The organism is Streptomyces sp. NPDC093260, assembly GCF_040683715.1.
GTDB classification, from domain to species: domain Bacteria; phylum Actinomycetota; class Actinomycetes; order Streptomycetales; family Streptomycetaceae; genus Streptomyces; species Streptomyces sennicomposti.
Genome location: NZ_JBFBEK010000038.1, coordinates 1 through 24,145, shown reverse-complemented (window position 1 = coordinate 24,145; position 24,145 = coordinate 1). Strand labels below are relative to the sequence as shown.

Here is a 24,145-nt window from a genome sequence, read left to right as displayed (position 1 = left end):
CGTGCGCGGCGGGGCCGTTCGGCGCACTCGGTGCGGCCCGGCCGGGGGCGGCGTGGCGGCCGGAGCCCTCGAAGGCGGTGACCGCTCCCGTCCCGGGGCCCGGGCGAAAGGCCGGCACAGAGGCTTCGGGCCGGCCCGGCCCGCGCGCCTGCGCCGCTGGGGCCGGTCCGCGGACCTTTGCCCCCATGGCCCGCTCACCGTCCGGGTCATTTCGCCGGCAACGTGACAACTCGCAGGAAATCGCCAGTTGACCTGCCGCACGACTTCGGCCGACTGCCGCTCGGCGAGTGGCGGCGTGATGGCCGGCGAAGGCAGGCTGTGCCCATGGTGACGATCTCCATACAGGCGAACCTGACAGACGCGAAGTCTTGGACCTGTCGGGTTCCAAAAGCCCTGCACACGTGCTGACTTGCGTGTTCGCCAGCTATCGTGACCTTCGTCAGGCCACATTGCGGTACTCGTGGATGAGCCCGCCGAGGATGTCGTGGCGCTTGATCCGCTGCGTGGGGAACGGGATGACGTCGGGATCGTCGGCAGGGGCACGAAGTTGCAGCGCGCGGTGCGGCCGTCCGCAGTTGTAGTGGCGAGCGTACTGGGCGAGCACATGCCGCAGGTGCTGCTCGTTGTAGATCAGCAGCCGGTCAGTGCATTCGGCTCGTACGGTGCGTATGAACCTCTCCGCGTGGGCGTTCATCCGAGGGGTCTGCGGCGCACTCTTCAAGATCTCGATGCCGTCGGCGGTGAAGACGGCGTCGAAGGCCTGGGTGTAGCGGCTGTCGCGGTCGCGCAGCAGGTAGCGGAAGCCGGAGGCCCGGTCGCCGGCCAGGAGGTTTCTCGCGAGCTGGGTGGCCCAGGCCGCGGTGGGGTGAACCGTGACGCCGAGGATGTACACGGCACGCGTGCCGACCTCCATGACCGCGAACACGTACAGCCGTCTCAAGGTCACGGTGTCGACGTGAAAGAAGTCCGCAGCCAGGAGCCCAGAGGCTGGGACGCGGAGGAACTCGCGCCACGTGGGTCCCGCGCCGGGGCCACGTCGGAGTGCGGGACCGAGGCCGGCGCTGCGGAGGGTACGCCGGATGGTTGAGGCGCCCTACTCGGCGGCCGAGGCGCCGCAGCTCGCCCTGGATGCGGGTCGAGCCCCACGTGGGGTTCTCGTGGGCCAGACGCAGGATCAGGGCGGTGAGCTCCTCAGGGATCGGCGGTCGGCCGGTGCGCGCGGGATTCTGCTTCCACTTCCAGCGCAGCAGACGTCGGTGCCAGGCCAGAAGGGTGCCGGGGGGTGACCAGGCGGTGCCGGCGCAGCCTGCCTGGTAGGCGTCGGGCGAGAGCTGCGAGCACGGCGCGGTCCGGCCAGGCGAGGCGCGGCCGGGCGCCGAGCTGTCGGCGCAGCACCGCGACCTCGTGGCGCAGCGCAAGCAGCTCGACGTTCTTGGACCCCTCCGATCACGACAACAGCAGGAACAGCCCGAGAAGCTTCAGGAAGACCAGGTACAGCACGCGCAGCGCCATGCCACCCGAGCCTGCCATGATCGACCGGGACTGCAAAATACCTGTCCAAAAGCTATGCGCTACTTCTGGCACCCCACAGGCTCACCAACCGAGTCCCGCCCGGGCCAGCCGGTCCAGAGCTTCGTCGAGTACGGTCGCCGGCTGTCCGAGGAAGAGGCGCACGTACGCCTCCGCCGAGTCGCCCGGCCGGCCCGGGAGTCCGTACGAGCTGGTCATGCTGCCCGCCCCAGGCAGGACCCCGGCCGTCAGGCACAGTCGCCGATAGTGGGCCTCCGAGCCGTCCCGCGCGAACCGTGGCGGCACCCGGAACCGCAGATAGGCGGTGCATGTTCCCGGGTGCACAGCGTCCGCAGGGAAGCCGAGACCGTGCCGCAGGCGCTGGGCGACCTGCCGCCGGGCCACGGTGTACGCACACCTTAGGCGGTTCACGAACGCCTCGGGTTCGTCGGTCCGCAGCCAGGCGGCCATCGCCGCCTGCAGGGGCAGCGCGCACCCGTAGGAACGCTCCTGCATGACCCGGGCCAGACCCGCCAGGGTCGCCGGTGGGGCGGTGAGGGCCCCGATCCCCCAGCCGTTGCAGTGGAACTGCTTGCCGAGGGTCCTGGTGGCCAGCCACGGGATCGCGCCCCGCCGCGTCTCCTCCAGGAGGATGCGCAGGGCGTTGGTGGGCGGCTCGCCGGGAGCGTGGACCGCGTAGTACGCGTCGTCGAGCAGGACCGCCGCGCGGTGTGTGACGGCCGCCCCGGCGATGCTCCTGACCGTGCCGGCCGCCCAGTCGGTGCCGGTGGGGTTGTGCTGTGGATTGAGGACGAGCAGGGAACCGCGTCCCGCGCGGTCCAGCAGCGACCAAATCTCCGCGGCGTCGGGCTGCCAGCCCCGGGCGGGACGCAGGTGGTACGGGAACAGTCGGTAGCCGAGCGGGGCGAGTACGCCTCCGTAGTCCCAGCCCGGTGCGGGGACGAGCGCCGCAGGTGCCGGCTCCGGTGCCCGGCCGTCGCCGAGCAGCAGTCGGCCGAAGTCCGCCATGGCGGCCCGCGTGCCGCTCTGGCTGACGGCCACGTCGTACCTGCCGTCGTCGGCCGCCGGCAGGTGGTGGGTCCGGGTGACGTAGGCCCGCAGGACCTCCCGCAGGGCCGGCAGTCCGTACGGGGACAGGGTGTAGCCGTGTGCGTGGGCGGGCAGGGTGCGGGCCAGCGCGGCCGCCAGTCCGGGGGCGATGCCGTTCCATGTCTCGCCCAGGCTCAGGTAGAGGAGGTCGCGGACATCTCCTCCGTGCGCCTGGTACCGGCGTATGAGACGTGCGTCCTCGTGGTCGTTGGGGAGTGTGCCGCTGTCCAGGACGGACTGTGTGGGTTCCATGGGCTATCCCGTGGCCGTCGGTGGACGCCGAGCACAGGCCCGGGTCAGGGCGGTGAGTTTAGGGGGCGTCAGCGTGATGCCGAACTCTTCGAGGACTTCAGGAAGTTGGTCCGGGGTGATCCGGTCGGTGCGCTGCTGCGACGACGTGGCACGGGTGAGTGTGTCGCCCCGCAGCTGGAGCCGGCTGCCGGTGGTCAGTCGTTGCAGGAGCGGCGCTTTGCGGAGCATGGACCTGGGGTGGGTGCTGAGGAAGTGGTGGGCGACGGTGAAGTCCATGGGGTGCCGGGGCTCGTGTGTGAACGCGTACAGCGGCGTCCATCCGCCGGACGTCCGGATGTCGACGCTCCACTGGAAGTGGTCGTGGGCGACGACCCGGAACCGCCGGCCGTACTGCGTCGCCTCTGCTCCATGCCGGGCCGGCAGCGGGTCTAGGTAGCCGCCGGAGCCGAACCCGACGTCACAGAGCCACTCCTCGCCCCCGATCCGCGCCTTGAGCAGCATGTGGGTGCGGGGCCGAGGACCGACGCCGCCGAGCAGGACGCGCGCCGCGAGCCGCTCGACGGGCACTCCGAGGCACTCCAGGGCGAGGCCGAACAGCAGGTTGTGTTCGTGGCAGCAGCCACCGCGACGGTGACGGCACATCTTGTCCACGATGGCCTCGGGTTCGAGACCGACCGGCGTGCCGAGTACGAGGTCGATGTTGTCGAAGGGGATGCTGGCCAGATGGGCACGGTGCAGCTCGCACACGTCGTCGAACGCAGGGCTTCTCCTCCCGGGTTCGCCGGTCCGCGCGAGGCGGCGCAGGTCCACGCGGCACAGATAGGCGTCGAGATCGAGGCGTTCGGCGCCCCAGTCGGACGCGGGGGCGAAGCCCGGGTGACCGAAGTGTGTCATGGGATCTCCGGGGCTGCGAGACGGACGGCGGCCAGGTGCCGCTCGCACCGGCGGCCGAGGTCGAGCAGGTGCCGGTCGTGGTGGCGTGGTGCGTCCAGCAGCAGTCCGACGGGGAGCCCGGCGCCCGTGCGCCCGGCGGGCAGGGTCAGCGACGGCCACCCCCAGACCGATGCGGGAGCGGTGTTGCGGATGTAGGTGGTGAAGGTCTCCACCTGCCGGCTGCCGACCCTCACCCACGAGCCGGTCCCGAGCGGTGGCGCCGACGTGACCGTGGTGGGGGACAGGAACGCCGCGGCTCCGCTGCGCCGGAGTGCCCGCCGGGCGGCCTGGGCGGTCCTGCGGGCCACCTCACGTGCGGCACGCCGCCGGCCGGGGTCGATGACCGGGCCGTGAAGCAGCGGGGTCAGGACGGCCCGGACGTCCGGTGAGGCGATGGACTGGAGCACCGTCTCGCACGTCAGCGGGGAGCCGTGGCCGCGCAGGTAGTCCTCCAGCGCCGTCCGTGTCTCAGCCAGCGGCACGGCGAGCGCCGCGCCCAGCAGTTCGGCCGGGTCGTACAGCGGTTCCGGCAGATCCCGCAGCGTCCACCCCGCCGCCCGCAGCACGTCGCACGCCGCCTCCGCCGCACGCGCTACCTCCGGGTCGAGGTCCGTCCAGGCCGTCGCGCGGGGCATCGCGAGCACCGGAGGTGCCGGGAACGGCGGTGGCGTGACAGGCACGAGGGCGCCGCAGAGCACCGCGTCGAACAGGCGCAGGTCGTCGACGCCGCGGGCGATGACCCCGACCGTGTCCCGGGTGGGGGACACCGGGACGACCCCTCTGCCCGGGTAGCGGCCCGTGCTGGGGCGGAAGCCGGCGACACCGCAGAGGGCCGCCGGAATGCGGACGGAGCCCCCGGTGTCCGTGCCCAGCCCGGCGGGGACGATCCCGGCGGCCACGGCCGCCGCAGTGCCGGAACTGCTTCCGCCGGCCAGTCTGTCGCGGTGCGCCGGATTGCGGGCGGTCAGGCGGTCGGTGTGCGCGCCGGTCACCCCGTAGGCGAGTTCGTGCATGGTCGTCTTGCCCATCAGTCCGGCGCCGGCCTCCGCGCAGCGCTGCCAGACGGCCGAGTGCCGGCGCGGCGAGTGGTGGCGCAGGGCGGGGGTGCAGGCCGTCGTGGGGATGCCCGCCACGTCGATGTTGTCCTTCACCGCCAGGGGTATGCCGCCGAGCGGACCCCGCAGGCGGGACTCGGCGGGTGGCACGGTGTCGGTGCTGGGCAGGAAGGCGCACAGTTCGGCCAGGTGTGTGCGGTGCCCGGTCAGCTCCGCGAGGTATTCGGCGGCGGAGATGTCGCCCTGGTGCATCGCCGCGCGGGCCTGTGTGACCGTCCACAGGTGCGGTGGTGTCATGAGGTGGCCCCGTCGGTTGGTTCCGTCCGTGGTCCAGCCGGCTCCGCCGGTCCCTCGCAAAGGAGTTCCGGATGGTGGTCGGCCAGGTACGGCCGCAGCAGCCGCAGGGTGTCGGCGAACGCCGCGGTGAACGCGTCCACGGCCGATGCCTGGGTCACGATGTGCTGGCACATCAGCCCGTGCCGTGCCGTCAGGAACCCCTCGTTGAGTAGGTTCAGGTGTACGAGGGCCCGCAGCCGGTCCCTGTTCCGGCGTGCCGCCGCGCTGCCGGCGGCGTCCGTGGGCGGCACGGCACCGAAGTGGAAGTAGCTCAGGCCGCCCTCGCCGACGGCCCTCCCGAGCACGCCGGCCTCCCGGGCCGCCAAGTCGAGGCCGCGGCGCAGTCGCTCACCGAGACGGTCCAGGTGTGCGATCTCCGCGTCGCCGAAGGTCTCCAGCGCGGCGATGCCGGCGGCCAGGGACAGGCTGTTCCCGCCGAACGCGCTCGCGTGGTAGACGGGTCGCGGCCGCGCGGGGTCGAAGAGGGACATGATGTCCGCCCTGCCCCCGAACACGCCGAGGGGCAGGCCCCCTCCCACGATCTTGCTGAGAGTGCAGAGATCGGGCCGTACCCCGTGTTTGACCTGCCAGGGACCCAGCCGGAAGGTGGCGCATTCGTCGAAGATCAGCAAGGCTCCCTCCCGCGAGGTGAGCCGGCGTACCTCCTGGAGGTAGCCGGGGCGGGCGGGGATGCCGCCGCCCACCCCGAGCACGGGCTCCACGATCATTCCGGCCACCCGGCCGCGAAGCCGGGACAGCACGTCCGCGACGGCCTCCGCGTCGTTAAAGGGAACGGTCACCACGGACCGCAGCACGGTCTCTGGCACGCCGGGTGCCAGGTCCACGCGCGGCAGATCGGGCAGCAGCTGGGGGTGGGTCTCCCCACCGGTCAGGAAGGCGCTGACATGGCCCCAGTCGTGCGTGCCGTGGTATCCGCCGTCGATCTTCACGATGATGTCCCGGCCGGTGTACGCACGGGCCGTCCGCAGCGCCCACATAGTGGCTTCTGTGCCCGAGTTGCAGTAGCGCAGGCGTTCCAGCGCTGGTACCCGCGCCCGCAGCTGATCGGCGTGCCGGTACTGAAGGGTGCTGGGCCCGCCCAGGGCGGTGCCGTGCTGAATCTGGCGGGTCACGGCCCCGGTCAGCGCCGCGTGGTCGTGCCCGTGGGTGAGGGCGCCGTAATTGGCCACCATGTCGTGGTACCAGCGGCCGTCGAGGTCTTGGACCCGGGCACCCTCACCGCGGTCGAAGTACAGCGGATGGGGGGTGTAGGTCGTCATGGTCCGTGTGTCGCCCCCCGGCAGGGAGCCCGCCGCCGCTTCGAAGGCCCGCGCCGAGGCGGGGCTCAGGGCGCGGTAGCGCTCGGTGATCTGTTCGGCCACGTGCCGGCCCCGTGTCATGCTGTCGCCTCTCTGCGGGTGTGGAGTGGGTTCCCCGCTCCTCCACCCCACCAGGGAGGGGCGCCTGTCGGCAGCACCGACCGCGCCTCCCACAGTTCGGGGAAGAAGCGGTGTTCGGCCGACCGTCGCAGCCAGTCGACACCGGTGGTGCCGCCGGTGCCGGGTTTGTTGCCGATGGTGCGCTCCACCAAAAGCAGGTGGAGCGAGCGCCAGCGGCCGAACGCGTGGGCGACGTCCATGAGCGTCTCGCCGAGCCGGAACAGGTCGCTGGCGGGGCCGTGCTCCTGGTAGACGCGAGCCCAGGCCCGGCGTACGGCGTCGGCGTCCCGAGCGCCGTCACTGGTGTCGCCGGGCAGGACACCGCGCCGGTGCAGCAGCCCCAGTGCCTCGTCGTACAGGCTGCTCCGGTACAACGCGCGGTGGACGGACTCCGCTACGCCGCCCACGTCCGCGTGCCTGCGCGCCATGGCTTCCGATTTCCGACCCAGCGAGAATTCCAGCATCCGGTACATGTAGGAATCGATGCCGGAGGCGGATCCCAACTGCTCCCGGAACGCGTCGAACTCGGCGGGTGAGATGGTGGCGAGAACGTCCCAGGTCCTGGCCAGCAGTCCGAGTCCGGCGGCTGCCCGGTGGAGGTTCCAGGACGCCTCGTCGGCTTGGTCGACGACGAGGGACAGGCGGGCCGCCGACACCTCTTCGTACACCAGCTTGAAGAGCAGTTCCTTCGCCTGGCCGATCAGGTAGAAGGTCATTTCCGCGGGGTGGCCGGTGCGCGGATGCTGTAGTGAGAGCAGGATGTCGATGCTTTGGTAGTCGATGTACTCCGTCTTCGCCGAGCCGCGTGTTCTCGCCGCTTCGTGGAGTTGCACAAAACGGCGCGGCAGATGGGCGGCGGAGCGGGCGTCGCTGTACTGATCGCCGAAACGGCGATCGTATGCGGCGAACAGCCCGGGGTCGTCGTGCAGGAACAGGATGTCGTGGAGCGCCATGCGGCGAATGGCGAACAGCGGACGAGGCGCGCGGGACACGGCGAACGACGCGTTCCACGCCGAGGGTTCCGGGCAGCGGGGATGGAACTGGCCGATCATCAGGCCGCGATGTACGGCTTCGCCCTTCACCCGGCGCTGCGCCTCGTCGAGCAGGGGCCAGTGATGTCCGGGCATGTCACGCAGGGCGGTGACCAGTGAACTGATCGACTCCTTGCCCTCGGGCCAGCCATGTCCGGCGTAGGAGTCCAGCTGGCGGCGCATGGCGTCCGCTATCCCGGTCCAGCCGCCGGCGGTGTCGTAATCTATTATTTCGAGGGTGAGGCTTCCCGCACGCAGGGCGGGTTCGACGAACGGGCAGACACTGCCCTCCCTGCCGAGGTCCGGGTGTGGCCGTGACAGGAATTCCGTGAACCATGTGCGAATGTCCTGGAGGTCGTCGCTTGGCTCGTCGGCTGGGGAGACGGGATCACGCCCCGTGTTCTGAATCATCATCAGCTCTTTTCTAGGCTGGATGCGCGACTACCCGAGGACAGCCGCACGAGACGGGCACTTCCGGTCAGGTACTCCCGGCGAACAAAGAGACCACTGCCGGGTACCGGGAAATGAGTGAATATCCGCGCGCCTCGCGCGGCACGGCCGGGTGTTCCGGTACCAAGTGCGGCACGGCCGTCCCGGCCGGAACCCACCACACCCAGGACAGAGTGGCGCGCTCGGGGCGGCGGCCGTCTCAGCCGCCGGTGACCGTACGGCCGTCCGTACCTCCGGCCTACACCGGCCCTTCAGCCGACCCGGCAGAGAAGGCCGGTGCAGAAGGTGCGTCCGAGCGGGAGATCCGCTCGGGTCGATGTGCGCGGTGCGGGCCTGCCGACGGAATGCGCCGCCGGCAGGCCCGCACCGCGCTCGGCAGCGTCGGCGGCCGTCACCGGGACCACAACCGCAACACCCATGACCACACCAACGACCGAGCCGGCCAGTAGTCACGGCAAGCACCGTTGGGCCACCACCCTGGTCGAACGCACCACCCGCGCCCCCGGGCAACCCGGCGTAGACGCTGCTACCTCGACATGCGCCATGACCCCCAAGCACCAAGGCCCCGACATCTACCGGGCCGCCGACCGGCGCTCTCCTGCTTCAGGAGAGCGGGCGCCCCGTGCCGGAGTCCGCGCTTCGACCGCCACCGCTGTCCGCCGTCTCCCTCGTGCCGCAGGTGAAGTTTCCCCATGATCTCGGACACGTGATCGTTATGCCGCAAGGACGGGCTGATGCCGCTGCCTGGTCTCGGCCGGGGTGAGGTAGCCGAAAGTCCGATGCTTGCGCAGGCGGCGGCGGTTGTAGAAGGTCTCGATGAAGGAGACGACCTCGGCTCGGGCGGTGGCCCGGTCGGGCCAGGTGCGGGTGCCGATCTCTTCTTTGAGCAGGGCCCAGAAGCTCTCCGCGGCGGCGTTGTCGAAGCATGATCCGGTGCGTCCGCAGCTCTGCCGCAGCCCCAACTCTCGTATCCGCTCTCGGAACTGGGTCGACGTATAGGGTGGTGAACGTGACGACGTCCCCTGACCCCGCTGCTCCCGGTCCTGTGCCAGTGCGGGTCGTGCTGCCTGCCGACCCGCTGCTGGGGCATCCCGAGCAGGAGATCGTTGCGCGGTTGTGGAGGCGGCGGCAGACCGAGACCGGCTGGGTGTTCCAGGTGGGCCTGCCCTCGTACGAGGGCAGCGAGGCCGGCACCGTGCAGGCCGCGGAGTACCGGGTATGGGTCCGCGCCCCTGAGCATGCGCGGCCGGTCGACGGCGTCGACTACGACCAGGTCCCCACCGACCGCCTGGAAGCGTCGGCATGGCAGCGCGCCTACCGGCTGTGCCGGGCCCACGTCGGGGCGGGCGGCCCGCTCCCCCAGGCCGCGGGGCAGGTCATCGTGCAGGGCGAAGACCTCGGAGGCTTCCATCTCGGGGCCGGTGGGGTGGCGCAGGTGGGGGAACCAGACCACCGCCATCTGCGCGCGCTGCCGGGCGAGATCCCACCACAGGGCACGGAGGCTCGGCCAGCTCCGTCACGACGTGGACGGCCCCGTCCTCGCCCGGCTTGTTGAGCGCCAGGACCACGGCGCCGGCCTGGTCCTGCCAGAAGTGCCACGGCCCCCCGTCCGCAGAAGCCTGCCCGGTGAGCGGAGCGAGGGAGGCGTACTGCGAGAAGGCGTCGATCCCGTCCTGCCCGGCGCCGGCTGTATGTCACGTTTCTCCTGGTCCGCCGTGCTGGTCGTGGGGGATGAGCTGGCTGCGGTCGAGGCCGAGCTGGGTGAGCTGACGCCCGTCCGTGGAACTGGAGTGGGGGGCAATCCGTTACTGGGCGCCGAGCTCGCGGAGCAGAGCCTTGTAGTCGTCCGGGTGCTTGTTCCGCAGGACGTCCATCCACACCCGGGCCCCTTGTTTGAACGTCTCCGGCTTCATCTTCTGGTGGAGATGGTGCACGCAGTAGACGGCATCGTCGTACGGGAGCCGCTTCGGCTGCTCGGACTGCGCGGCTTCCGGCTGCGCGGGGCTGACCTCCGTTGTGCTGGTGCGCGGCTCCGGGATGGATTCGGCGGCCTGCTCGCGCTCGGCGGACGGTGCAGATGGTCCGGGCGTGGACGGAGTGGATGAGGGAGCGGCTGGGCTCGCAGGCTCCTCCGGGATTATCACGCCGTGATACTCGGCGGGGCCTGTCGACCGTTCCACGACCTCCTGCGACCGTGTCTCCGCCTTCCTGCGTGCCGCTTCCGCCCGTTCGTCCGCCTTGGCCTTCTGCTCCTCGGGGGAAAGCTTGCCGAGGTTGCGGACGTGTTCGACCTTGCGCTCCCCGGTTACCAGGTCCTTCTGGAGTTCGGGCGTTAGCTTCAGCAGCGACAGCTTGCTGGAGATGGTGTTCTGCGGAATGCCCAGCCGCTTGGCGGCCTTGGTCTGGGAACCGTAGTAGTCGACCAGACTCTTCAGGGCATGCGCCTCTTCGAGGTCGGTCATGTCGTCGCGGTGGTAGTTCGCGACGAACGCGGCCTCGAGGAGGGTTTCATCGGTGGCGACGCGGCCATTGTCGACGCGCACCGGGATGGTGGCCAGTCCGACGCGACGGGCGGCCTCGAGGCGGCGGTGGCCGTCGACGACGATGTACTGGGCTCCATCGTCGAGGTCGTCGGCGCGGTCCGGCCGGTTGCGCAGGTAGGCGTCGATCGTGGCGACGGCGATGGGGATGATGATGCCAATCTCGCGGACGGTCTGCACCGTCTCGTCGAGGTTGCGCAGATGGTTGCGCGGGTTGTCGGGGTTGTCGCTGATGAGGGTGACTGGTAGTTCGGTGATGGCTGCCGTGGTTGCCTCGTCGCCCGAGATGGTCTGGTCGATGAGGTTGCGTCGGGAGGACCGGGCGCCGCGGACCGCGCCGAAGGCGGGTGCTGATCCCAGGGTGTCTGCCTTGCTCAACGGGTTGCTCCCCTCGCTACCTGTCGCATGGCTTCCGCTTGGTCACTGTGGGGGGCGTAGCTCAGCAGGGGCATGCGCTTGCGGACTGCTTCGCGCTGCTCCTTGAGGTCGCCGATGACGGAGAGGACCTTGGGGTCGCCGAGGGACTTCCAGTTGTCCAGGGAGGATGTGGCGACGTAGCCGCGGCGGGAGTCGTACAGGTTCACCACTAGCCCGAGGTAGTCGACCTCGAGGGAGAGGTCTTCGCAGAGGTCTTCGATCTGCTGGGCGAGCATGCCGTAGGCGGTGGCTGACGAGTCCTCGGCGAGGACGGGGATGATGACGCCGGATACTCCGGCGGGTTCGCCGCGGCGTCGGCGTCCGTAGTAGAGGGCGGCGTCCATGGCGATGCCGAGGCTGGGCGGGCAGTCGATGATGATGACGTCGTAGTCGGCTTCCAGCGGGCGCAGGGCCAGTTCGAGGGCTGCCTCTTTCTGGAAGCCGCGCTTCTGCATCGCTACGACGGCGATCTTCGCGTCGAGGAGGAACCCGTCGAAGCAGGCGGGCAGTACGTGCAGGCGCTTCTCGAACCGTGGGTCCTCTATCGTCACGACGAGGTCCCGCAGATCGCCGCCGCCTTCGCCGCACATGTGGGAGACCAGGCTGTCGTGGTCCGGCTCGATCTGTGGAACTCCCAGCTGTTCGCTCAGGTGGCCTTGGGGGTCGAAGTCGACGATGAGGACGCGCTTGCCCGCTTCGGCGTAGGCCTGGCCGATGCCGGCGGAGATGGCGGTCTTGCCCACCCCGCCCTTCTGGTTGCCGACGATCTTCCGTTCGGGGTCGGTTCCGCGGGCGCCGTGCTGCGGGGACGGGTTCGCGTCGAGCCAGTCGCGGATGGACTGGGCGAGGCCCTGGGTGTAGGAGACGCCGCGGTCGGCGCAGGTCTCTTTGAACTGCTCGTACAGGCCCGGCGGGAGCCAGGTGGAGAACGACTTGGCGCCGGTGGTGTCCATCTCCGTGCCCGTGCTGGTGGTCTGGCGCCAGTCGTTGATGGCCGCTTCGACGGCGTCCTGGATGTCCAGACTGAGCTCGGCGGCGCGGATCTTGAGTGCTTGCTGGAGCGCCGAGGGCAGCTTGGACGCTACCTTTTCCCGGTCTCCTTCGGGGTATGGAGAAGGCATGACGTCAGCATACTGACTTCTGGTGGCGCAGTGGCACCCGGTTTGCAAGTTCTGACACAGTTTCACCCGGCCGCTACAGAACCGCGATTATCACGGCGTGATAATCGCTGAGCATCATCGCCGCCCTGCTGCCCGCAGCTCGCCCCCTGAACGGTGTCGAGTGCGAGGGACCGCCAGACGCGCCAAACCGTCGGTGACCGACCGCTGATGCCGACCCCTGATACACGGCGGGTGGGTAACCCGGTGGGGCGCCGAAGCAGTCAGCGAGTGCGCTGACCAGCCGGCAGGACGCCGACGCCACGGAGGAGATTGGCTGCGAGGCGAAGACCCGTCTGATGTCCCTCCATTCACGTGGTCGCCGATGCCTTCATGCGCTACAAAAGCTCGCGTGGGGAGCGATCGGAACGAGATCAGCGGGGGTGTTTTCTTCGGCCCCGTAGTGCAGGCCAGGTCCATCGAGAACCTGGTGCTGCCGACGCCGGCGGTAACCGCGATGGCATCACTGCCTCCGGCGCCGGAAGCCTTCGTGGGACGCACCCATCTTCTGCGCGAGCTCCTGGAAGCCGTACGCCCCCAAAAGGCACCGCCACGGCCGCCGGGCCGGCTACGTACGTCGGCGGGGTGGGAGTGGCGGCGACGGGTCCGCGCCTGGTCCGACGGCCGGACCGTCGTCCTGCTCACCGGGCCGCCGGGCGTGGGCAAGACGGCTCTCGCCCTGCTCGTCTGCCAGGAGACGGAGAGGCGTGGGTGGTACCGGCACCAGCTCTATCTCGACCTGCGCAGCCATGAGAACGCCTCATTCCGCCCGGACGTCTCGGGCGCACTGGGCGCTCTGCTGCGGGCACTGGGCGTCTCTGCCGACAGCATCGGCCACACCATGCAGGAGCGCGCGGCGCAGTACCGCAGCCGTATGAGGGAGCTCGCGCAGCAAGGGCACCCGGTTCTCCTGGTATTGGACAACGCCGCTTCGAGGGAGCAGGTGGAGGCGCTGCTGCCGCCGCACCCACGCAACTGCACTCTGGTCGTCGGCAGGCGCCGGCTGTCCGGAGGAGGACTGACAGGCGCGCGACAGCACGACGTCCCCGTCTTCAGTGCCGAAGAGTCCGTCACCTTCCTCCAGCTGGCGTTGAGCCGGTCCCGGCCCGGAGACGAAAGAGCGACCGATGTGGCGGAGCTGCGTTCCCTGGCCGGGCTCTGCGGCCGCTTCGCGCTCGCCCTGGCCCTCGTGGCCGCCGAACTCGTGTCTCATCCCCACATGTCGCCGGCAGCACTTGTGGCCCGGCTGCGGACGGCCGCGGGGCTGCTCGACCTCGGCTCGGAGTCCGAGCCCGGTGCGGGTGCTCCTGCCGGTTCCGGTCCCGGCCCCGTGCGGGCCGCTCTGGCCCTGTCCTACGACCGTCTCACCCCTGAGCAGGCCAGGCTGTTCCGTCTGGGGGCGCTGCACCCGGGGACGTCCTTCCACACCGAGCAGGCCGCGGCGCTGGTGGGTGGCACAACCGACGAGACCGCCGAGAGACTGCGCGCGCTGGCGACTGCCGGCCTGCTCGCCGAAAGCAGCCGGCAGGACGACCGGTACCAGTACCACGACCTGTTACGCGAATACGCCCGTGAGCGCACCGAGCAGCAGGACTCCGACGCGGACCGGCGCGAAGCCGCCCGACGGCTGATACAGCACTATGCGCTCACGGCTCGACGAGCCGACGCCGCGCTCCGCGGCACCTGCGGACCGGACACCCGCTTCACTGACCGGGTGTCCGCCAGACGCTGGTTCGACATCGAGCACCCCGCTCTGGTCGGAGCCGTCCAACTGGGAGCTGCCTCCGGTCTCCCGGCCGAGACCGCGGCTCTGGCGGTCGGGCTGACCGCCTATTTCGACCTGCGCAAGCGCTGGGACGAGTGGAGGACCACACACGAACTCGCCGCCGACTGCGCACGCCAGGCCGGCGACCGGGCACGTGAAGGCCTCCTCCTGGGACACCTCGGCCGTGTTCATGCCCAGCAGCGCAGATACGACCAGGCACTGCTCGCCTATGGCCGGTCACGCGCGGCCTATCGGGCGGCCGGTGATGTCAGAGGTGCACATCTCGTCCTCGGCCGTATGCTGCGCGTGCTTCAGGACACCCGCGCCCAGGGCGTCCCGCTGCAAGAGGCGATCCGCCGGTATGAGAGTGCCGCGGGCGGCCTCAGCGAAGCCGACGACCCCGAGACGTTGGCCAACATCCTGAACAACCTCGGCAACCTTCAATTCGCCGAAAGCTCCTACGCCGAGGCCGCGAAGTGCCACGAGCGGGCGCTGCGGATCCGGGTGGGACGCGGCGACCGGCGCGGCGCGGCTCAATCCTTGGTCAACCTCGGCAACGCACTGCGCGCCGGCAACGCATCGCAGCAGGCAGTCGAGCCCTATGAGCACGCCGCTCAGACGTTTCGCGAGATCGACGACCGTTACAGCCAGGCCCAGGCCCTGGAGAACCTGGGTCTGGCCCACCTCGACTCCGGAAACGTCCGGGCCTGCCGACATGCCTGGCGTGACGCAGCCGCCTGCTTCACCGAAGCCGGACACCCCACCGAGGCGGCAAGGGTGACCGGCTCTATCTGGTCCCTGAGCCGATGGCGGCGCAAACAGGCCCTCCCGGGGCTCCTGCGTCGGGCCGGCACGAACTACCACGTGCCGCGGGAAGGCGGGGACAGCCCGACCGGTACCGACCCCCTACACGGCGACCGCGTACGCGTGGGAGGGGACCTCGGGTCCGGGACCACGCCGATCTCCTCGGTGGATGGCGCGCCCTCCGGGGACGCCTCCGCGGCACAGGCTGACGGCCAGAGGACCGGGGACCCGGAGCCGGGTCCGGAACCAGGCGCTGCCGAGACCACTCACGAAGCCCACGTCATTGACGCGCTGGGCGGGGGAGCGCACGAGGTCGCGCATGAAGGAGGGGAAGTCACGCATGAAGGAGGGGAGGAAGTCGCGCATGACGATCCACACGGTGAAGGCGGCGACGAGCACATCGACGTCGACCACACACCCCCCGTGGATGACTTCGGCGATGAGCAATACGGCGATCCGGACGGCGACATGGGAAACGAACACGAGCCCGAGTGGGACGACGACTAGGACGCTTCCCAGACAGGGGGGCAGTCCGCAGGGCAGGGCCGCGGGCACACGCGACGCTTCGCCGCTTCGCGGTCAGGTGCGAGAGACGGAAGGTGGTACGGCGTGGATCCGATTTCGGTGACGCTGCTCGGCGCGCTTGCGGGAGGCGCCGGCGGTGAGTTCGGACGGCAGGCATGGGCGGGACTGACCGCCTTGGTGCGTCGACCGTCCGGCGGCGGCCAGGGGGTGCCTGCCCAGGCGCCGTCAGCCAGCTCCGGTGAGGCGGAGCTGGTCCGACTTCAGCAGGCCCCCTCGGACGTGGCACGCGCCCAGGCGCTGAGCACCGCTCTGGCGGTGCGCGCCGCACTGGACGCCGAGTTCTCCGCCGCGCTGCAGCAGTGGCGTGAGCAGGCGGAGCGGGTACGGACCGGCGACAACCAGAACACCATCACGGGCGGCACCCAATACGGGCCGGTGGTACAGGGCCACACCTTCTCCCACCTGTCCTTCACCACCTCCACTCCCCCTCCGCCCGACTCCGATACCGACGCCGGGACAGGGTCGGCGCGGGACTGACCCAGTCCGCCCGGGCCGGCGGCCCCTACTCAGTGCCTCTCCGTAGACCCGCTGGCTCCGTACCTGAGTTATCACGCCGTGATAGCCGCGCCCCGTGACGGCGCAGCCAGGTCGCATTATCACGGCGTGATAATCACGTCCGTCAGCCTTCTCCGGCTACGCCGAGCGCGCGGAGCCGGCCGCTGGTCAGCTGACCGGTTCATGTGTGGGATCCGATGCAGGATGTGCTCCACGCCGGGTGCCGCGATATGGCCGGTTACCTGAAGGCGTGAGCATGACGCCGCTGCGGCGATGGGGCCAGGCCTGTCGCGGGCGCTGCGCTCAGCGCGGCACCGTGGGCCGACCCATCCGGCAACTAGGAAACTTGGGCGGTGAGCAGCCCCACCGCTCGTTGGCCTCTTGAGGGCTGTCCCGCACTGATACACACACTCGCCGACTTCGCCTGCTCCCCGAACACTCCACGAGGCGCCGGCGACGTCGTTGACGGCCTTTCAGTGGCTATGTAACCGGAGCCACGAGAAGTCGTGCTCCCTAGGCCGACCCGAGGGTTGACGTGGTGCAGAAGCCCGGACCCTCGATGGTGGGTGGTCACGTACGCCTGATTCAGCTCGCTCTGTTCGTCGTCTACCCAGGCGAAAGGGCGGCCGCCTGCATAGTTCACCAGCGGGCCGGTCGTCCAGTGGACTCCATTAGGGCGTTCCTGCAGCAAAACGTCGCCGAAGTCGACGAAGGGAAGTTCTGGAAGGCCGAGCACCGATGCGATCCAGCGGTTGGCGTCGCCCATCCATGTGGCGGCCCAGCACAGCTCGAAGCCGAGCCGGAGCAGGGCTCGCCCGTGGATTGAGCCAGACTCGCGGCGCATCTCCCGCTGTGGGCGGACGCCGCCAGCTGCGGGCCCTGCCACCCCCGCAACGACTCGCACTGAGATCACCGCACGTCGTCGGGGCCTCGGCAGACCACAGCCAGGGCCCCGACGACATGTCCCAGGGTGAGATTCGACCGAAGCGCCACACCGTCCGCAGGGGCCCGCCAGGATGGGGCGGGTGACCACCTCCATCACAGACCTCTGGCATCACTACGGCCGCACCCGCTACGCCACCGACCGCGCCGTGCCCGACCGCTTCTTCTGGAGCTGGGGCCAGGACGACGGACCCGAAGCGAACATCCTCGGCGACCTCACCGGGCGCTGTGTCGGCGACCTCGGCTCCGGGGCCGCCCGGCACGCCGCCCACCTGGTCGTCCACCACCGGCCCGCCCGGGTCACCGCCATCGATGCCTCGCCCGCCCAGCACGCCATGGCCAGCGACCTGTACGGCCATCTCGCACCGAGCCTGCGCCTGGTCAACTCCGACGTCACTCAGCACCTGCACGCCATGGCCGACACGTACGACGTGCTCTACAGCGTCTTCGGCGCCGCCGACTTCACCGACCCGCACGACCTGCTGCCGGCGGCAGCCTCGGCGTTGCGCCCCGGCGGCCGGCTGGTGTTCTCCACCCTCGCCCACCACCTCGGCGGCACGCCCGCCCACACCGACGTGCGGCACAGCGACATCAGCGCTAAGACCCCGGACGGCAGGGCGGCCACCATGCGCCGCTGGATCCTCCAGGAGCAGGTGTGGACCAAACTCCTCGACGGAGCCGGCCTCACCCGGACCAGCATCGAGAGACTGCCCGGCGGAACCGGACCCCGCGCCGCCGACACCCTCTTGGTGACTGCGTTCCGCACGGAGCGTCCGACCGTCTGACACGCCCCGCCAGAAGAGTCGTGAGTAGCTGGCGTACAGAAAGTGCCGATGAGAACGATCACGGCTCGTGACGCGCCGCTCCTCGAGGCAGCTTCCTCGGCCAGATGGAGGCCCTGCATTCGAGGTCACACTTTGTCAGGTGTGACTCAATGTCGGTGGTCGAAGGATGGGCAGAGAGGTGCTTACGACCTTGGGAGCGATTGGCCTGGGAAGGCTGGGCGCCTGGCTCGGTGGACGGGTACGCATGAGATCTTTCTTTTCATGAGTACACCACCAGACGGACTGCCTATCTACCGAGTCTTGACCGGCCCGGACGACGCCGCGTTCTGCCATCGTGTGAGCGAAGCGATAGCTCTTGGCTACGAACTGCACGAGGGCCCTGCGGTCACTTTCAACGGTGAGAGGGTCATCGTCGCTCAAGCGGTGGTATGGCCAGCACGGCCGTAGGACTTGTGGTCGCGGTCCGCCCGTGACCGAGAAGGACCGTACGGGTCAGGCGAGTTGTGACGCTTGCCTGGTCCCGTGCGGCTTGTTCCCATCCTGGCCTGTCCGGAGTCTCCTGCGCACACTTCGGCGAGTTGCTTGAAGAACTTGCTCCGCGTTGGGAGGCTGCGCCTGAGTCGGCGCTGCGCCAGCGGCGCGGCAGGACCGGCGTCGGGCGGCAAGTGCCGGACCGAAGCGGCGGCTGGTCTTCCTGGACCAGCTGCTGGTTGCGCTGGTGCACCTGCGGCTCGGCTTGCCGCATGCGGCGCTCGCCGAGCTGTAAGTGGTGGGCCGCTCCACCATCTCGAACGCGGTCCGCGAGGTCCGGCCGCTTTTGGCGGCCCGCGGCTTCGCCGTCCGCGACCGCCCCGGCATCCGTTTGCGCACGCTGGAAAGCCTGTTCGCCTACGCCGACGCTCAGGGCGTCGAGCTGCGAATCGACGGCACCGAGGTCTAGGGCCGCCGTTTGAAAGCCGGCCGTCCGGGCCGCAAGGCCTTCGTGTCTGGCAAGAAGAAGCAGAACACGATCAAGACCAAGATCTTCAACGACGCCAGTGCCGCACCCTGTTCAGCGGTGTGGTCCGGCCCGACCGCATGCACGACCAGACCGCCGGGCGCAGCGAGAGCATCGCCGAACAGTTCCGCCAGTACCCCGATGTCAAGGCCAAGATCGACGGGGGCTACCGCGGGCTGGCCAACGAGATTCCTGACCAGGACGACGCCCCAAGGCGAGCATCACGTCTGGCGCGAGTGACGTCGCCAGCAGTCCTCGGCACGGATCCATGTCGAGCACACCAACGTCGAGTACAAATAGTGGCGGCCCCTGCAGCGGTTCACCGGTCGCCGCGAGACCTACACGGAGACCCACCTCGCCATTGCCGGCCTGGTCTCCGACCGCTCCGCCTGCAGGCCCACGCGACGCAAGTCCGGCACCGAACTCGTGCTCACCCGGCAGGCCGCCCGCTGATCACCCTCAGCCGACCCGTCACGAGCATGGCCCGATCTCAATCGCTCCCAAGGTCGTTAGTCTCGCCTGCTGGAAGGCCAGGTCTTCATGTACGTGAGGTCAATGAGAAACGACTGGAGGATCGTCTCTCATTGACCTCACGTACATGAGTGCCGTTCGGTGAGGTCGCGGCCCGGTACGGCACCTCGACGTTGCACAGCTGGCGGCGGCTGGGACGGCCGTGTTCGCGCTGCGGACCGCTACCGTCTCGTTGACGACGCTGCCCGAGCAAACGCGCGTCATCCACACCGGCTTGTCCTCACGCTTGGGCTGCGTCCCCTGCGGCGGAGTCATCGCACGGCTCGGGTCAGACGGACACTTCTGACGGACGGGCCGGACGCCATCAACACACGCGCATCGCCTACTCCGGCGCCAACCAACCGGCGGCGTCGATGTAGACGGACAGGAGACAAGGCGTCTTCCGCATGGAGAAGCGATCCGACTCTCGAGTCGGATCGCTTCTCCATGCGGTCAGCTCAGCTACCGACAGCGCGCAGGTGCCGTCCGGCCGGGCCTCGGTCTTCGAATATCTGCGGGACCAGTCGGTACAGCTTCACGCTGCCGATACTGCCGGTCTCCTCCATCCAGCCGGCCGCGACGAGTTCCTTCCGCGTCCTGCTGAACACGGGAGCCGTCATGCCCGCTGTCTCCGCCATCTCCGAGGCTTTGATCATCACGGTGCCGTCGGGCCGCTGGTTCGAGGAGGCGTAGAGCATGACGACGAGCCGCTGGTTCGGGTTCAGCACGCGCCCGGTCTTGCGGAGCAGGTACTGGACGTCCTCTGCGTCGTGGATCCTCATCAGTTCTCGTCCTTCTTGCGACGGCGCCGGTCGCGGGGCTCGCGTACCTTCGTCTCCGGCGGATTCCAGTTTTTCACCGCTTCCCGGTGTGCGAAACCGGTGCCGATGAAGGCAAGGTATGGCGTGCACCGGTAGAAGGTCGTGCGTCCGAGGGAGCCCGCCTCGACCAGCAGGCGCGCCTTTTTGAGCACCCTCACCGCTCTCGACAGAGCGTCCGGGCTCATACCGAGTTCTGTCGCGATATCGGCGCCCGTCCGCATGATGGCTTCCTCGCTGATCTCGGTGGCGAACCAGTACCAGACGAGGACGCGGAACTCGCGGTCGGTCAGTCCCGACGAGGCAGAGGCCAGCTCCCGGCCCTTGCGGATGCCCAGGTTGATGTGAGCACCGCCGTCGAAGGCGTAGGGGCTGCGGGGGATCTCTTCGAACTCGCCCGTTTCCTCGTTGAGGCGGCCGAGGATCTTCCGCGCCTCCTGTGCCATCTGGGGCCCACGTCCCTCCAGGTTGATGTGCCGTCGGTCAAGCGATCCGACTCGGGGAGCGGTTCGCTTACCAAGAAGGACATTACCAGATTGGTAAGCGAACCGTTCCCGGAGTCGGATCGGTGTGCTGGATGAGCACTGATCACACTGGTAATTGATCCGACTCCAGAGTCGGATCATCCCGACTGTGGGATCGGATCATCCCGACTCCAGAGTCGGGATGATCCGATTGCCGAGTAGGGTTACCCGATCCCGCAATCGGATCACTCTTGACGTTTTCGCAGGTCAGAGGCGTGCGGAGGCTTCGTCCTCTTATTGCTGATAAAGCATGTAGCACCCGTGCGGCGCCGTACGGGTTGCCCTGCGGGCCGTCGCGTTCCGCGCCGGTCCTCGGGCGCGTCGGCTCATGCAGGATGGGAAGGAGCGGGCGGCCTGAGGCGGGGGCAAAGGCAACAACAGCTACGGACCTGGTCTCCGGACGTGGCTGAGGCGCACACGCGTGCGTGCTCAGTCGGCATTCCGCATCGTCGTGGCGGGCTGTCTGTGGCTATGGTCCGACCGGGATTTTGGGTCGGAATCTCCTGCGGTCGCTGTCAGCGGTTGCTTCGGTCGACCTGCACGACGCTCCGGACCACGTGCGGCCGTGAACGGCGTCTCGCACGACGCCGTGCCCACCGACTACTTGAAGCCGCCCTCGCCCGTCCAGGAAACGCTGGGGCTCCGGCGGCCGTCAGGCTGGGTGCTGGCGAAGACCGACAGCCGCGGGCCCGGCCGGGGTGGTGTCGTGCACGCCGTGGACTGTGACGAGGCGCCGGCTGGAGCGCCAGCGTTGCCTCTGGACCGGGCGCTGGATGCAGCCGAGCAGCCGGGGGTCCGGTTGTGCTCACTATGCGGCGCGGCCGCGATAGGGCGCACATGTACCCGTACAAATGCCGTACGGATCGCGTTCGGAGGGTGGAGGTCGGGTGTTTGGCCGAATTAGTGGCTGTTTCTCACGAACGCGCACCGGTCCGAGCCGCTGGTCACGAACGTCGAGACCATGGCGAAGGAGAAGAATCGGACCGGCGGACTTGGGCGATGCGGGTGCTGCTGTGGCGGCACGCGCTCGTGAGTATCCCGCTGTACCCGCACCACGCGGGCGACTGCTGGCCCCAGCAGTCGCCCGACGACGACGACTTGCGCTTCTGGCTGCCGATCTTCGTGCCGCTTGCCGCGTTCGGCTTCACCATCATGTCCGGCACCTCCTGGTGGTGGAGCACCGAGGATCGTCGGTCTTCGTCGTCGCCCTGTCCCTGATGGCCGGCTTCTTCGGCTCCGCGCACCAGGACGTCGTCGCCGTGCTGCTGACCATGATGGTCGCGATCCTCGGCATCGTCGGCCTGTGGCTCCTGCCGGCCGCCCTGTCACCGCGGCTGCCCGACACCTTGCGCCCGAAGAAGTCGCTGGCGGCCCCGGCCTGACGATGCCCCGAAGGAGAACGTGATGAGACTCGTCTGGCCGGCCGCGATCTGTGCGCTCGCCGTCGAGCGGCGGAGGTCAGAGGACGGTGCCGTGCAGGGCGCGGCGGTCACCGGACATCGCGTAGCGGCGGGCGGCGTGGCCGTGCTCGAGGGGCTCCCCGATCTCCTCACAGAGCAGAGCGAGGACGTCGGCCGCGTCGGTGTCTGACAGGTAGGTCGGCGCGACTTCGAGCATCAGCTCGCCGATCGCGTGGGTGCTGGCGGCGAGTTCGTCGACAACGCGGCGCAGCGCGGCGACGGTCGGGTCCGCCGACGCGTCGTCGGACGGCGGGGGCGGCGCGGTTCAGATGTCACGGACGGCCTGGCGGACCACCGCGCGCACCGTGGCCTCATCGAGGGCCTGGAGGCCGTTGTGAGCGAGCGCGGCGAGGCGGCGGGTGATCTCCGCGACGTCACCGCTACGGCCGGAGACGGCGCGGGACGTCTCGGTGCCGGCGGTGACCGCGCCGTGGATCGCGGTGAGGGAGTGGGCGACGTCGGGCAGCCGGTACGCCTGCGCGCGGCTGATGCCGAACTCCACGGCGCAGTACGACTCCCAGGTGCCGTGCCCGAGCGGCACCCCGGACGCGGGCGGTGTGCGCGTCGCGGACCCGGGCGGCGAGCACCGCCATGGAGCACCGGACGTCGTCCATCGCCTCGCGCAGCTCGGCCGTCACCTCCCGGGCGCGGGACGCGGTCAGCGGCGGCCGCGCCCGTTCGGTGCCGTGCTCCTGGTCCTCGTTGTGCTCGCCCACGACTCCATCGTCCTGCGCGCCGGCGGGCTCCACCAGGGCGCGCGGAAGCGTGGTGCGCGAGTGCCACCTCACACCCTCACGGCCTCATAGCTCACCTCGTCTACCTGGGGAAACAGGCTGTGAGGCTCATAGGTCTCACAGCGTGACACCGGGTGCGGTGGCTGCGGGGATGTCCTCTGACGCCGAACCTGGATCGTTTGCCAGGGAAGTTGGACAACCACTACGTTCCTGCCACTGATGTTGGATCGAGAGGGCTGGGGGTAGGGGGGCACCGGCTCTTGCGTACGGGGAGGCCGTGTGATCAGCCTTTGAGCTGGACTTTTTGAGCTCGGGCGTCAGAGGCGTCAGCCCCTGGGATAGGTGCGGAGCACGGCGTTCGAGTCCGTGGAGCCGGTCCGTGACTTTCGCTGAACCATGGGCGCGGGTGGCTGATCAGAAGCTATTCCGTGTCTCCGACGTGATCTCATCCGGGTGGTTTAGTGGCATGACAGTGGCTGTAGGCCTCTCCGCCCACCTCGAGATCACCATCGTCCGTGAGCCAAGGCACAGCAGCCATCTAAACTTCCGGTTCCCAGAGCAGAGAGGACGACCTGTCAGATGGCAGCGCCGGACGATACGACATCCCGCCCGCCGAGTGGTGACCCTCAGCCCTCCGACCCGCCGCCAGAAGGCAGCAGTGAGCGCAGGTCCCTGCGTCGACGCATCGCCGATGGCTGGCACGGCTTGGGGACTGCAGGTAGAGCAACCGTGATTGGCGGCGTGGCTGCTGCGGTGGTCGGAGGCTTCTTCACCCTCTCCAATACCGTCCTGGACCACTCACTCGGTAGCGGCGACAAGCCTGGCGGGGATCAAACCACGGCTTCGGCGCCCACCCCCAGTGAAAGCAGCACCGCCAAGCCTTCTCCCTCTGAGGCCACATCCAGCGCCGTTGCCGAAGGACCCAAGACCTACACAGTGGACTATTCAGATCGGAAGATGAGCCTGACCCTGCCAGCCGGTTATGACGTGAGCGCCGTTGACTTCGACGCCCCTTCGGTGAGGATCTACGGCGATGACGAGTACGCCGCCCTTACGGACGATGCGGCTACTCGGGGCGAGACCGCAGCCCCAGATCTGATCTACCACGATCATGCCGATGGGCACCTCGAAGTCGGGGACAAGCGGCCCGCAGTCCAGATGGATGACGTGCCCCCGACGACACCGGAAGAGTGCGCTGCGCAGGCCGAAACCGGCGGGTTCAACAGCCTGAGCCTGAAGAATTGGCCAGTGGAAGCGAAGAGCGGGTTCTGCCTCGTCACCGATCAGGGCAACGTAGTCCGAGTGGAGATCACCCGGCTCACGGGCGGGTACCGCAGCGAAAGTCACACTGGCGAAAGCCCCGCAGAAAGGATCGACTTCACCGCCACGATGTGGAAGGCGACCTAGCCTCGATCTTGCATGACGGTCCGCCGACGGAGTCGGTGGACCGTTTTCGTACCGTGGGCTGTGGCGGGGCAGGCTGAGGTCCCGAGTGTC

Annotated in this window: 24 protein-coding genes and 1 pseudogene; 10 read left to right on the top strand and 15 right to left on the bottom strand. The window is 69.2% G+C overall.

Annotated elements, in window-relative coordinates; all coding sequences use genetic code 11:
- Positions 1-439: 439 nt before the first annotated feature.
- The 8 genes from AB0N63_RS32650 to AB0N63_RS32615 form a co-directional block, all read right to left on the bottom strand.
- Positions 440-946, bottom strand: coding sequence for an integrase core domain-containing protein (locus AB0N63_RS32650; protein ID WP_365534869.1), 507 nt, complete (start codon positions 944-946; stop codon positions 440-442).
- 500 nt (positions 947-1,446) lie between these two features.
- On the bottom strand, positions 1,447-1,584 hold the full coding sequence (locus AB0N63_RS32645; RefSeq protein ID WP_365534867.1) for a hypothetical protein: 138 nt from the start codon (positions 1,582-1,584) through the stop codon (positions 1,447-1,449).
- 9 nt (positions 1,585-1,593) lie between these two features.
- Positions 1,594-2,871, bottom strand: coding sequence for a pyridoxal phosphate-dependent aminotransferase (locus tag AB0N63_RS32640; protein ID WP_365534864.1), 1,278 nt, complete (start codon positions 2,869-2,871; stop codon positions 1,594-1,596).
- 3 nt (positions 2,872-2,874) lie between these two features.
- A complete protein-coding gene (locus AB0N63_RS32635) occupies positions 2,875-3,765 on the bottom strand; it encodes an arylamine N-acetyltransferase (RefSeq protein ID WP_365534863.1) in 891 nt (296 codons plus the stop codon).
- Positions 3,762-5,156, bottom strand: coding sequence for an amidase family protein (locus AB0N63_RS32630; RefSeq protein WP_365534861.1), 1,395 nt, complete (start codon positions 5,154-5,156; stop codon positions 3,762-3,764). Before AB0N63_RS32630 ends, AB0N63_RS32635 begins: the two co-directional genes overlap by 4 nt.
- Positions 5,153-6,577 (bottom strand): aminotransferase class III-fold pyridoxal phosphate-dependent enzyme, encoded by a 1,425-nt coding sequence (locus AB0N63_RS32625; RefSeq protein ID WP_365534859.1) that lies wholly within the window; start codon positions 6,575-6,577, stop codon positions 5,153-5,155. The genes AB0N63_RS32630 and AB0N63_RS32625 overlap by 4 nt, the downstream gene beginning before the upstream one ends.
- Before the next feature lie 14 nt (positions 6,578-6,591).
- Positions 6,592-8,079 carry a tryptophan 2,3-dioxygenase family protein gene (locus AB0N63_RS32620; RefSeq protein WP_365534857.1) on the bottom strand — a complete coding sequence of 496 codons (1,488 nt, stop codon included), beginning with the start codon at positions 8,077-8,079 and terminating at the stop codon, positions 6,592-6,594.
- A 749-nt stretch (positions 8,080-8,828) separates the two neighbouring features.
- Positions 8,829-9,077, bottom strand: coding sequence for an integrase core domain-containing protein (locus AB0N63_RS32615; protein ID WP_365534854.1), 249 nt, complete (start codon positions 9,075-9,077; stop codon positions 8,829-8,831).
- 83 nt (positions 9,078-9,160) lie between these two features.
- Between AB0N63_RS32615 and AB0N63_RS32610 the strand changes: the two genes are divergently transcribed.
- Positions 9,161-9,670 carry a hypothetical protein gene (locus AB0N63_RS32610; RefSeq protein ID WP_365534944.1) on the top strand — a complete coding sequence of 170 codons (510 nt, stop codon included), beginning with the start codon at positions 9,161-9,163 and terminating at the stop codon, positions 9,668-9,670.
- Between the two features lie 250 nt (positions 9,671-9,920).
- Here AB0N63_RS32610 and AB0N63_RS32605 read toward each other — a convergent pair whose 3' ends face one another.
- Positions 9,921-11,033 carry a ParB/RepB/Spo0J family partition protein gene (locus AB0N63_RS32605; protein WP_365534853.1) on the bottom strand — a complete coding sequence of 371 codons (1,113 nt, stop codon included), beginning with the start codon at positions 11,031-11,033 and terminating at the stop codon, positions 9,921-9,923.
- On the bottom strand, positions 11,030-12,193 hold the full coding sequence (locus AB0N63_RS32600) for a ParA family protein (protein ID WP_365534851.1): 1,164 nt from the start codon (positions 12,191-12,193) through the stop codon (positions 11,030-11,032). The genes AB0N63_RS32605 and AB0N63_RS32600 overlap by 4 nt, the downstream gene beginning before the upstream one ends.
- A gap of 388 nt (positions 12,194-12,581) precedes the next feature.
- On the opposite strand from AB0N63_RS32600, the gene AB0N63_RS32595 reads away from it, so the two are divergent.
- Positions 12,582-15,305 carry a tetratricopeptide repeat protein gene (locus AB0N63_RS32595; protein ID WP_365534849.1) on the top strand — a complete coding sequence of 908 codons (2,724 nt, stop codon included), beginning with the start codon at positions 12,582-12,584 and terminating at the stop codon, positions 15,303-15,305.
- Between the two features lie 102 nt (positions 15,306-15,407).
- Positions 15,408-15,860: a hypothetical protein gene (locus AB0N63_RS32590; protein ID WP_365534846.1), complete on the top strand. Its 453-nt coding sequence runs from the start codon at positions 15,408-15,410 to the stop codon at positions 15,858-15,860.
- Between the two features lie 355 nt (positions 15,861-16,215).
- Here the strand turns inward: AB0N63_RS32590 and AB0N63_RS32585 are convergent.
- Positions 16,216-16,698: pseudogene (locus AB0N63_RS32585) on the bottom strand (hypothetical protein); the annotation flags it as partial.
- A 205-nt stretch (positions 16,699-16,903) separates the two neighbouring features.
- Here AB0N63_RS32585 and AB0N63_RS32580 point away from each other — a divergent pair.
- The 3 genes from AB0N63_RS32580 to AB0N63_RS32570 all read left to right on the top strand — a co-directional run bounded on the left by AB0N63_RS32580 (position 16,904) and on the right by AB0N63_RS32570 (position 18,545).
- The gene (locus AB0N63_RS32580; RefSeq protein WP_365534844.1) at positions 16,904-17,605 is read left to right on the top strand and encodes a class I SAM-dependent methyltransferase; all 702 of its coding nucleotides are present in this window, start codon (positions 16,904-16,906) and stop codon (positions 17,603-17,605) included.
- A 261-nt stretch (positions 17,606-17,866) separates the two neighbouring features.
- The gene (locus tag AB0N63_RS32575; RefSeq protein WP_365534842.1) at positions 17,867-18,052 is read left to right on the top strand and encodes a DUF1737 domain-containing protein; all 186 of its coding nucleotides are present in this window, start codon (positions 17,867-17,869) and stop codon (positions 18,050-18,052) included.
- A gap of 322 nt (positions 18,053-18,374) precedes the next feature.
- Complete coding sequence (locus AB0N63_RS32570; RefSeq protein WP_365534840.1) at positions 18,375-18,545, top strand: hypothetical protein; 171 nt, start codon at positions 18,375-18,377, stop codon at positions 18,543-18,545.
- Positions 18,546-19,570: 1,025 nt separating this feature from the next.
- On the opposite strand, the gene AB0N63_RS32565 is transcribed toward AB0N63_RS32570, so the two are convergent.
- Positions 19,571-19,894, bottom strand: a complete 324-nt coding sequence (locus AB0N63_RS32565) for a replication initiation protein, RepL2 (protein WP_365534838.1) — start codon at positions 19,892-19,894, stop codon at positions 19,571-19,573.
- Positions 19,894-20,376: a helix-turn-helix domain-containing protein gene (locus AB0N63_RS32560; protein WP_365534836.1), complete on the bottom strand. Its 483-nt coding sequence runs from the start codon at positions 20,374-20,376 to the stop codon at positions 19,894-19,896. The genes AB0N63_RS32565 and AB0N63_RS32560 overlap by 1 nt, the downstream gene beginning before the upstream one ends.
- Positions 20,377-20,875: 499 nt before the next feature.
- Between AB0N63_RS32560 and AB0N63_RS32555 the strand changes: the two genes are divergently transcribed.
- The 3 genes from AB0N63_RS32555 to AB0N63_RS32545 all read left to right on the top strand — a co-directional run bounded on the left by AB0N63_RS32555 (position 20,876) and on the right by AB0N63_RS32545 (position 21,836).
- Positions 20,876-21,358: a DUF6233 domain-containing protein gene (locus tag AB0N63_RS32555; protein ID WP_365534833.1), complete on the top strand. Its 483-nt coding sequence runs from the start codon at positions 20,876-20,878 to the stop codon at positions 21,356-21,358.
- A gap of 95 nt (positions 21,359-21,453) precedes the next feature.
- Positions 21,454-21,672 carry a hypothetical protein gene (locus AB0N63_RS32550; RefSeq protein ID WP_365534832.1) on the top strand — a complete coding sequence of 73 codons (219 nt, stop codon included), beginning with the start codon at positions 21,454-21,456 and terminating at the stop codon, positions 21,670-21,672.
- Positions 21,672-21,836, top strand: a complete 165-nt coding sequence (locus AB0N63_RS32545; RefSeq protein ID WP_365534830.1) for a hypothetical protein — start codon at positions 21,672-21,674, stop codon at positions 21,834-21,836. Before AB0N63_RS32550 ends, AB0N63_RS32545 begins: the two co-directional genes overlap by 1 nt.
- A 76-nt stretch (positions 21,837-21,912) precedes the next feature.
- Here AB0N63_RS32545 and AB0N63_RS32540 read toward each other — a convergent pair whose 3' ends face one another.
- Positions 21,913-22,071: a hypothetical protein gene (locus AB0N63_RS32540; protein ID WP_365534829.1), complete on the bottom strand. Its 159-nt coding sequence runs from the start codon at positions 22,069-22,071 to the stop codon at positions 21,913-21,915.
- Positions 22,072-22,179: 108 nt separating this feature from the next.
- Complete coding sequence (locus tag AB0N63_RS32535) at positions 22,180-22,455, bottom strand: hypothetical protein (protein ID WP_365534827.1); 276 nt, start codon at positions 22,453-22,455, stop codon at positions 22,180-22,182.
- A gap of 922 nt (positions 22,456-23,377) precedes the next feature.
- Between AB0N63_RS32535 and AB0N63_RS32530 the strand changes: the two genes are divergently transcribed.
- On the top strand, positions 23,378-24,055 hold the full coding sequence (locus AB0N63_RS32530; protein WP_365534825.1) for a hypothetical protein: 678 nt from the start codon (positions 23,378-23,380) through the stop codon (positions 24,053-24,055).
- Positions 24,056-24,145 lie beyond the last annotated feature (90 nt).

Bases quoted from the DNA above. Each gene is read 5' to 3' on its own strand.
- AB0N63_RS32640 (WP_365534864.1), bottom strand. From the start codon at position 2,871: ATGGAACCCACACAGTCCGTCCTGGACAGCGGCACACTCCCCAACGAC.
- AB0N63_RS32635 (WP_365534863.1), bottom strand. From the start codon at position 3,765: ATGACACACTTCGGTCACCCGGGCTTCGCCCCCGCGTCCGACTGGGGC.
- AB0N63_RS32630 (WP_365534861.1), bottom strand. From the start codon at position 5,156: ATGACACCACCGCACCTGTGGACGGTCACACAGGCCCGCGCGGCGATG.
- AB0N63_RS32620 (WP_365534857.1), bottom strand. From the start codon at position 8,079: ATGATGATTCAGAACACGGGGCGTGATCCCGTCTCCCCAGCCGACGAG.
- AB0N63_RS32600 (WP_365534851.1), bottom strand. From the start codon at position 12,193: ATGCCTTCTCCATACCCCGAAGGAGACCGGGAAAAGGTAGCGTCCAAG.
- AB0N63_RS32575 (WP_365534842.1), top strand. From the start codon at position 17,867: ATGAGTACACCACCAGACGGACTGCCTATCTACCGAGTCTTGACCGGC.
- AB0N63_RS32565 (WP_365534838.1), bottom strand. From the start codon at position 19,894: ATGAGGATCCACGACGCAGAGGACGTCCAGTACCTGCTCCGCAAGACC.
- AB0N63_RS32560 (WP_365534836.1), bottom strand. From the start codon at position 20,376: ATGGCACAGGAGGCGCGGAAGATCCTCGGCCGCCTCAACGAGGAAACG.
- AB0N63_RS32550 (WP_365534832.1), top strand. From the start codon at position 21,454: ATGCGGGTGCTGCTGTGGCGGCACGCGCTCGTGAGTATCCCGCTGTAC.
- AB0N63_RS32545 (WP_365534830.1), top strand. From the start codon at position 21,672: ATGGCCGGCTTCTTCGGCTCCGCGCACCAGGACGTCGTCGCCGTGCTG.
- AB0N63_RS32540 (WP_365534829.1), bottom strand. From the start codon at position 22,071: ATGCTCGAAGTCGCGCCGACCTACCTGTCAGACACCGACGCGGCCGAC.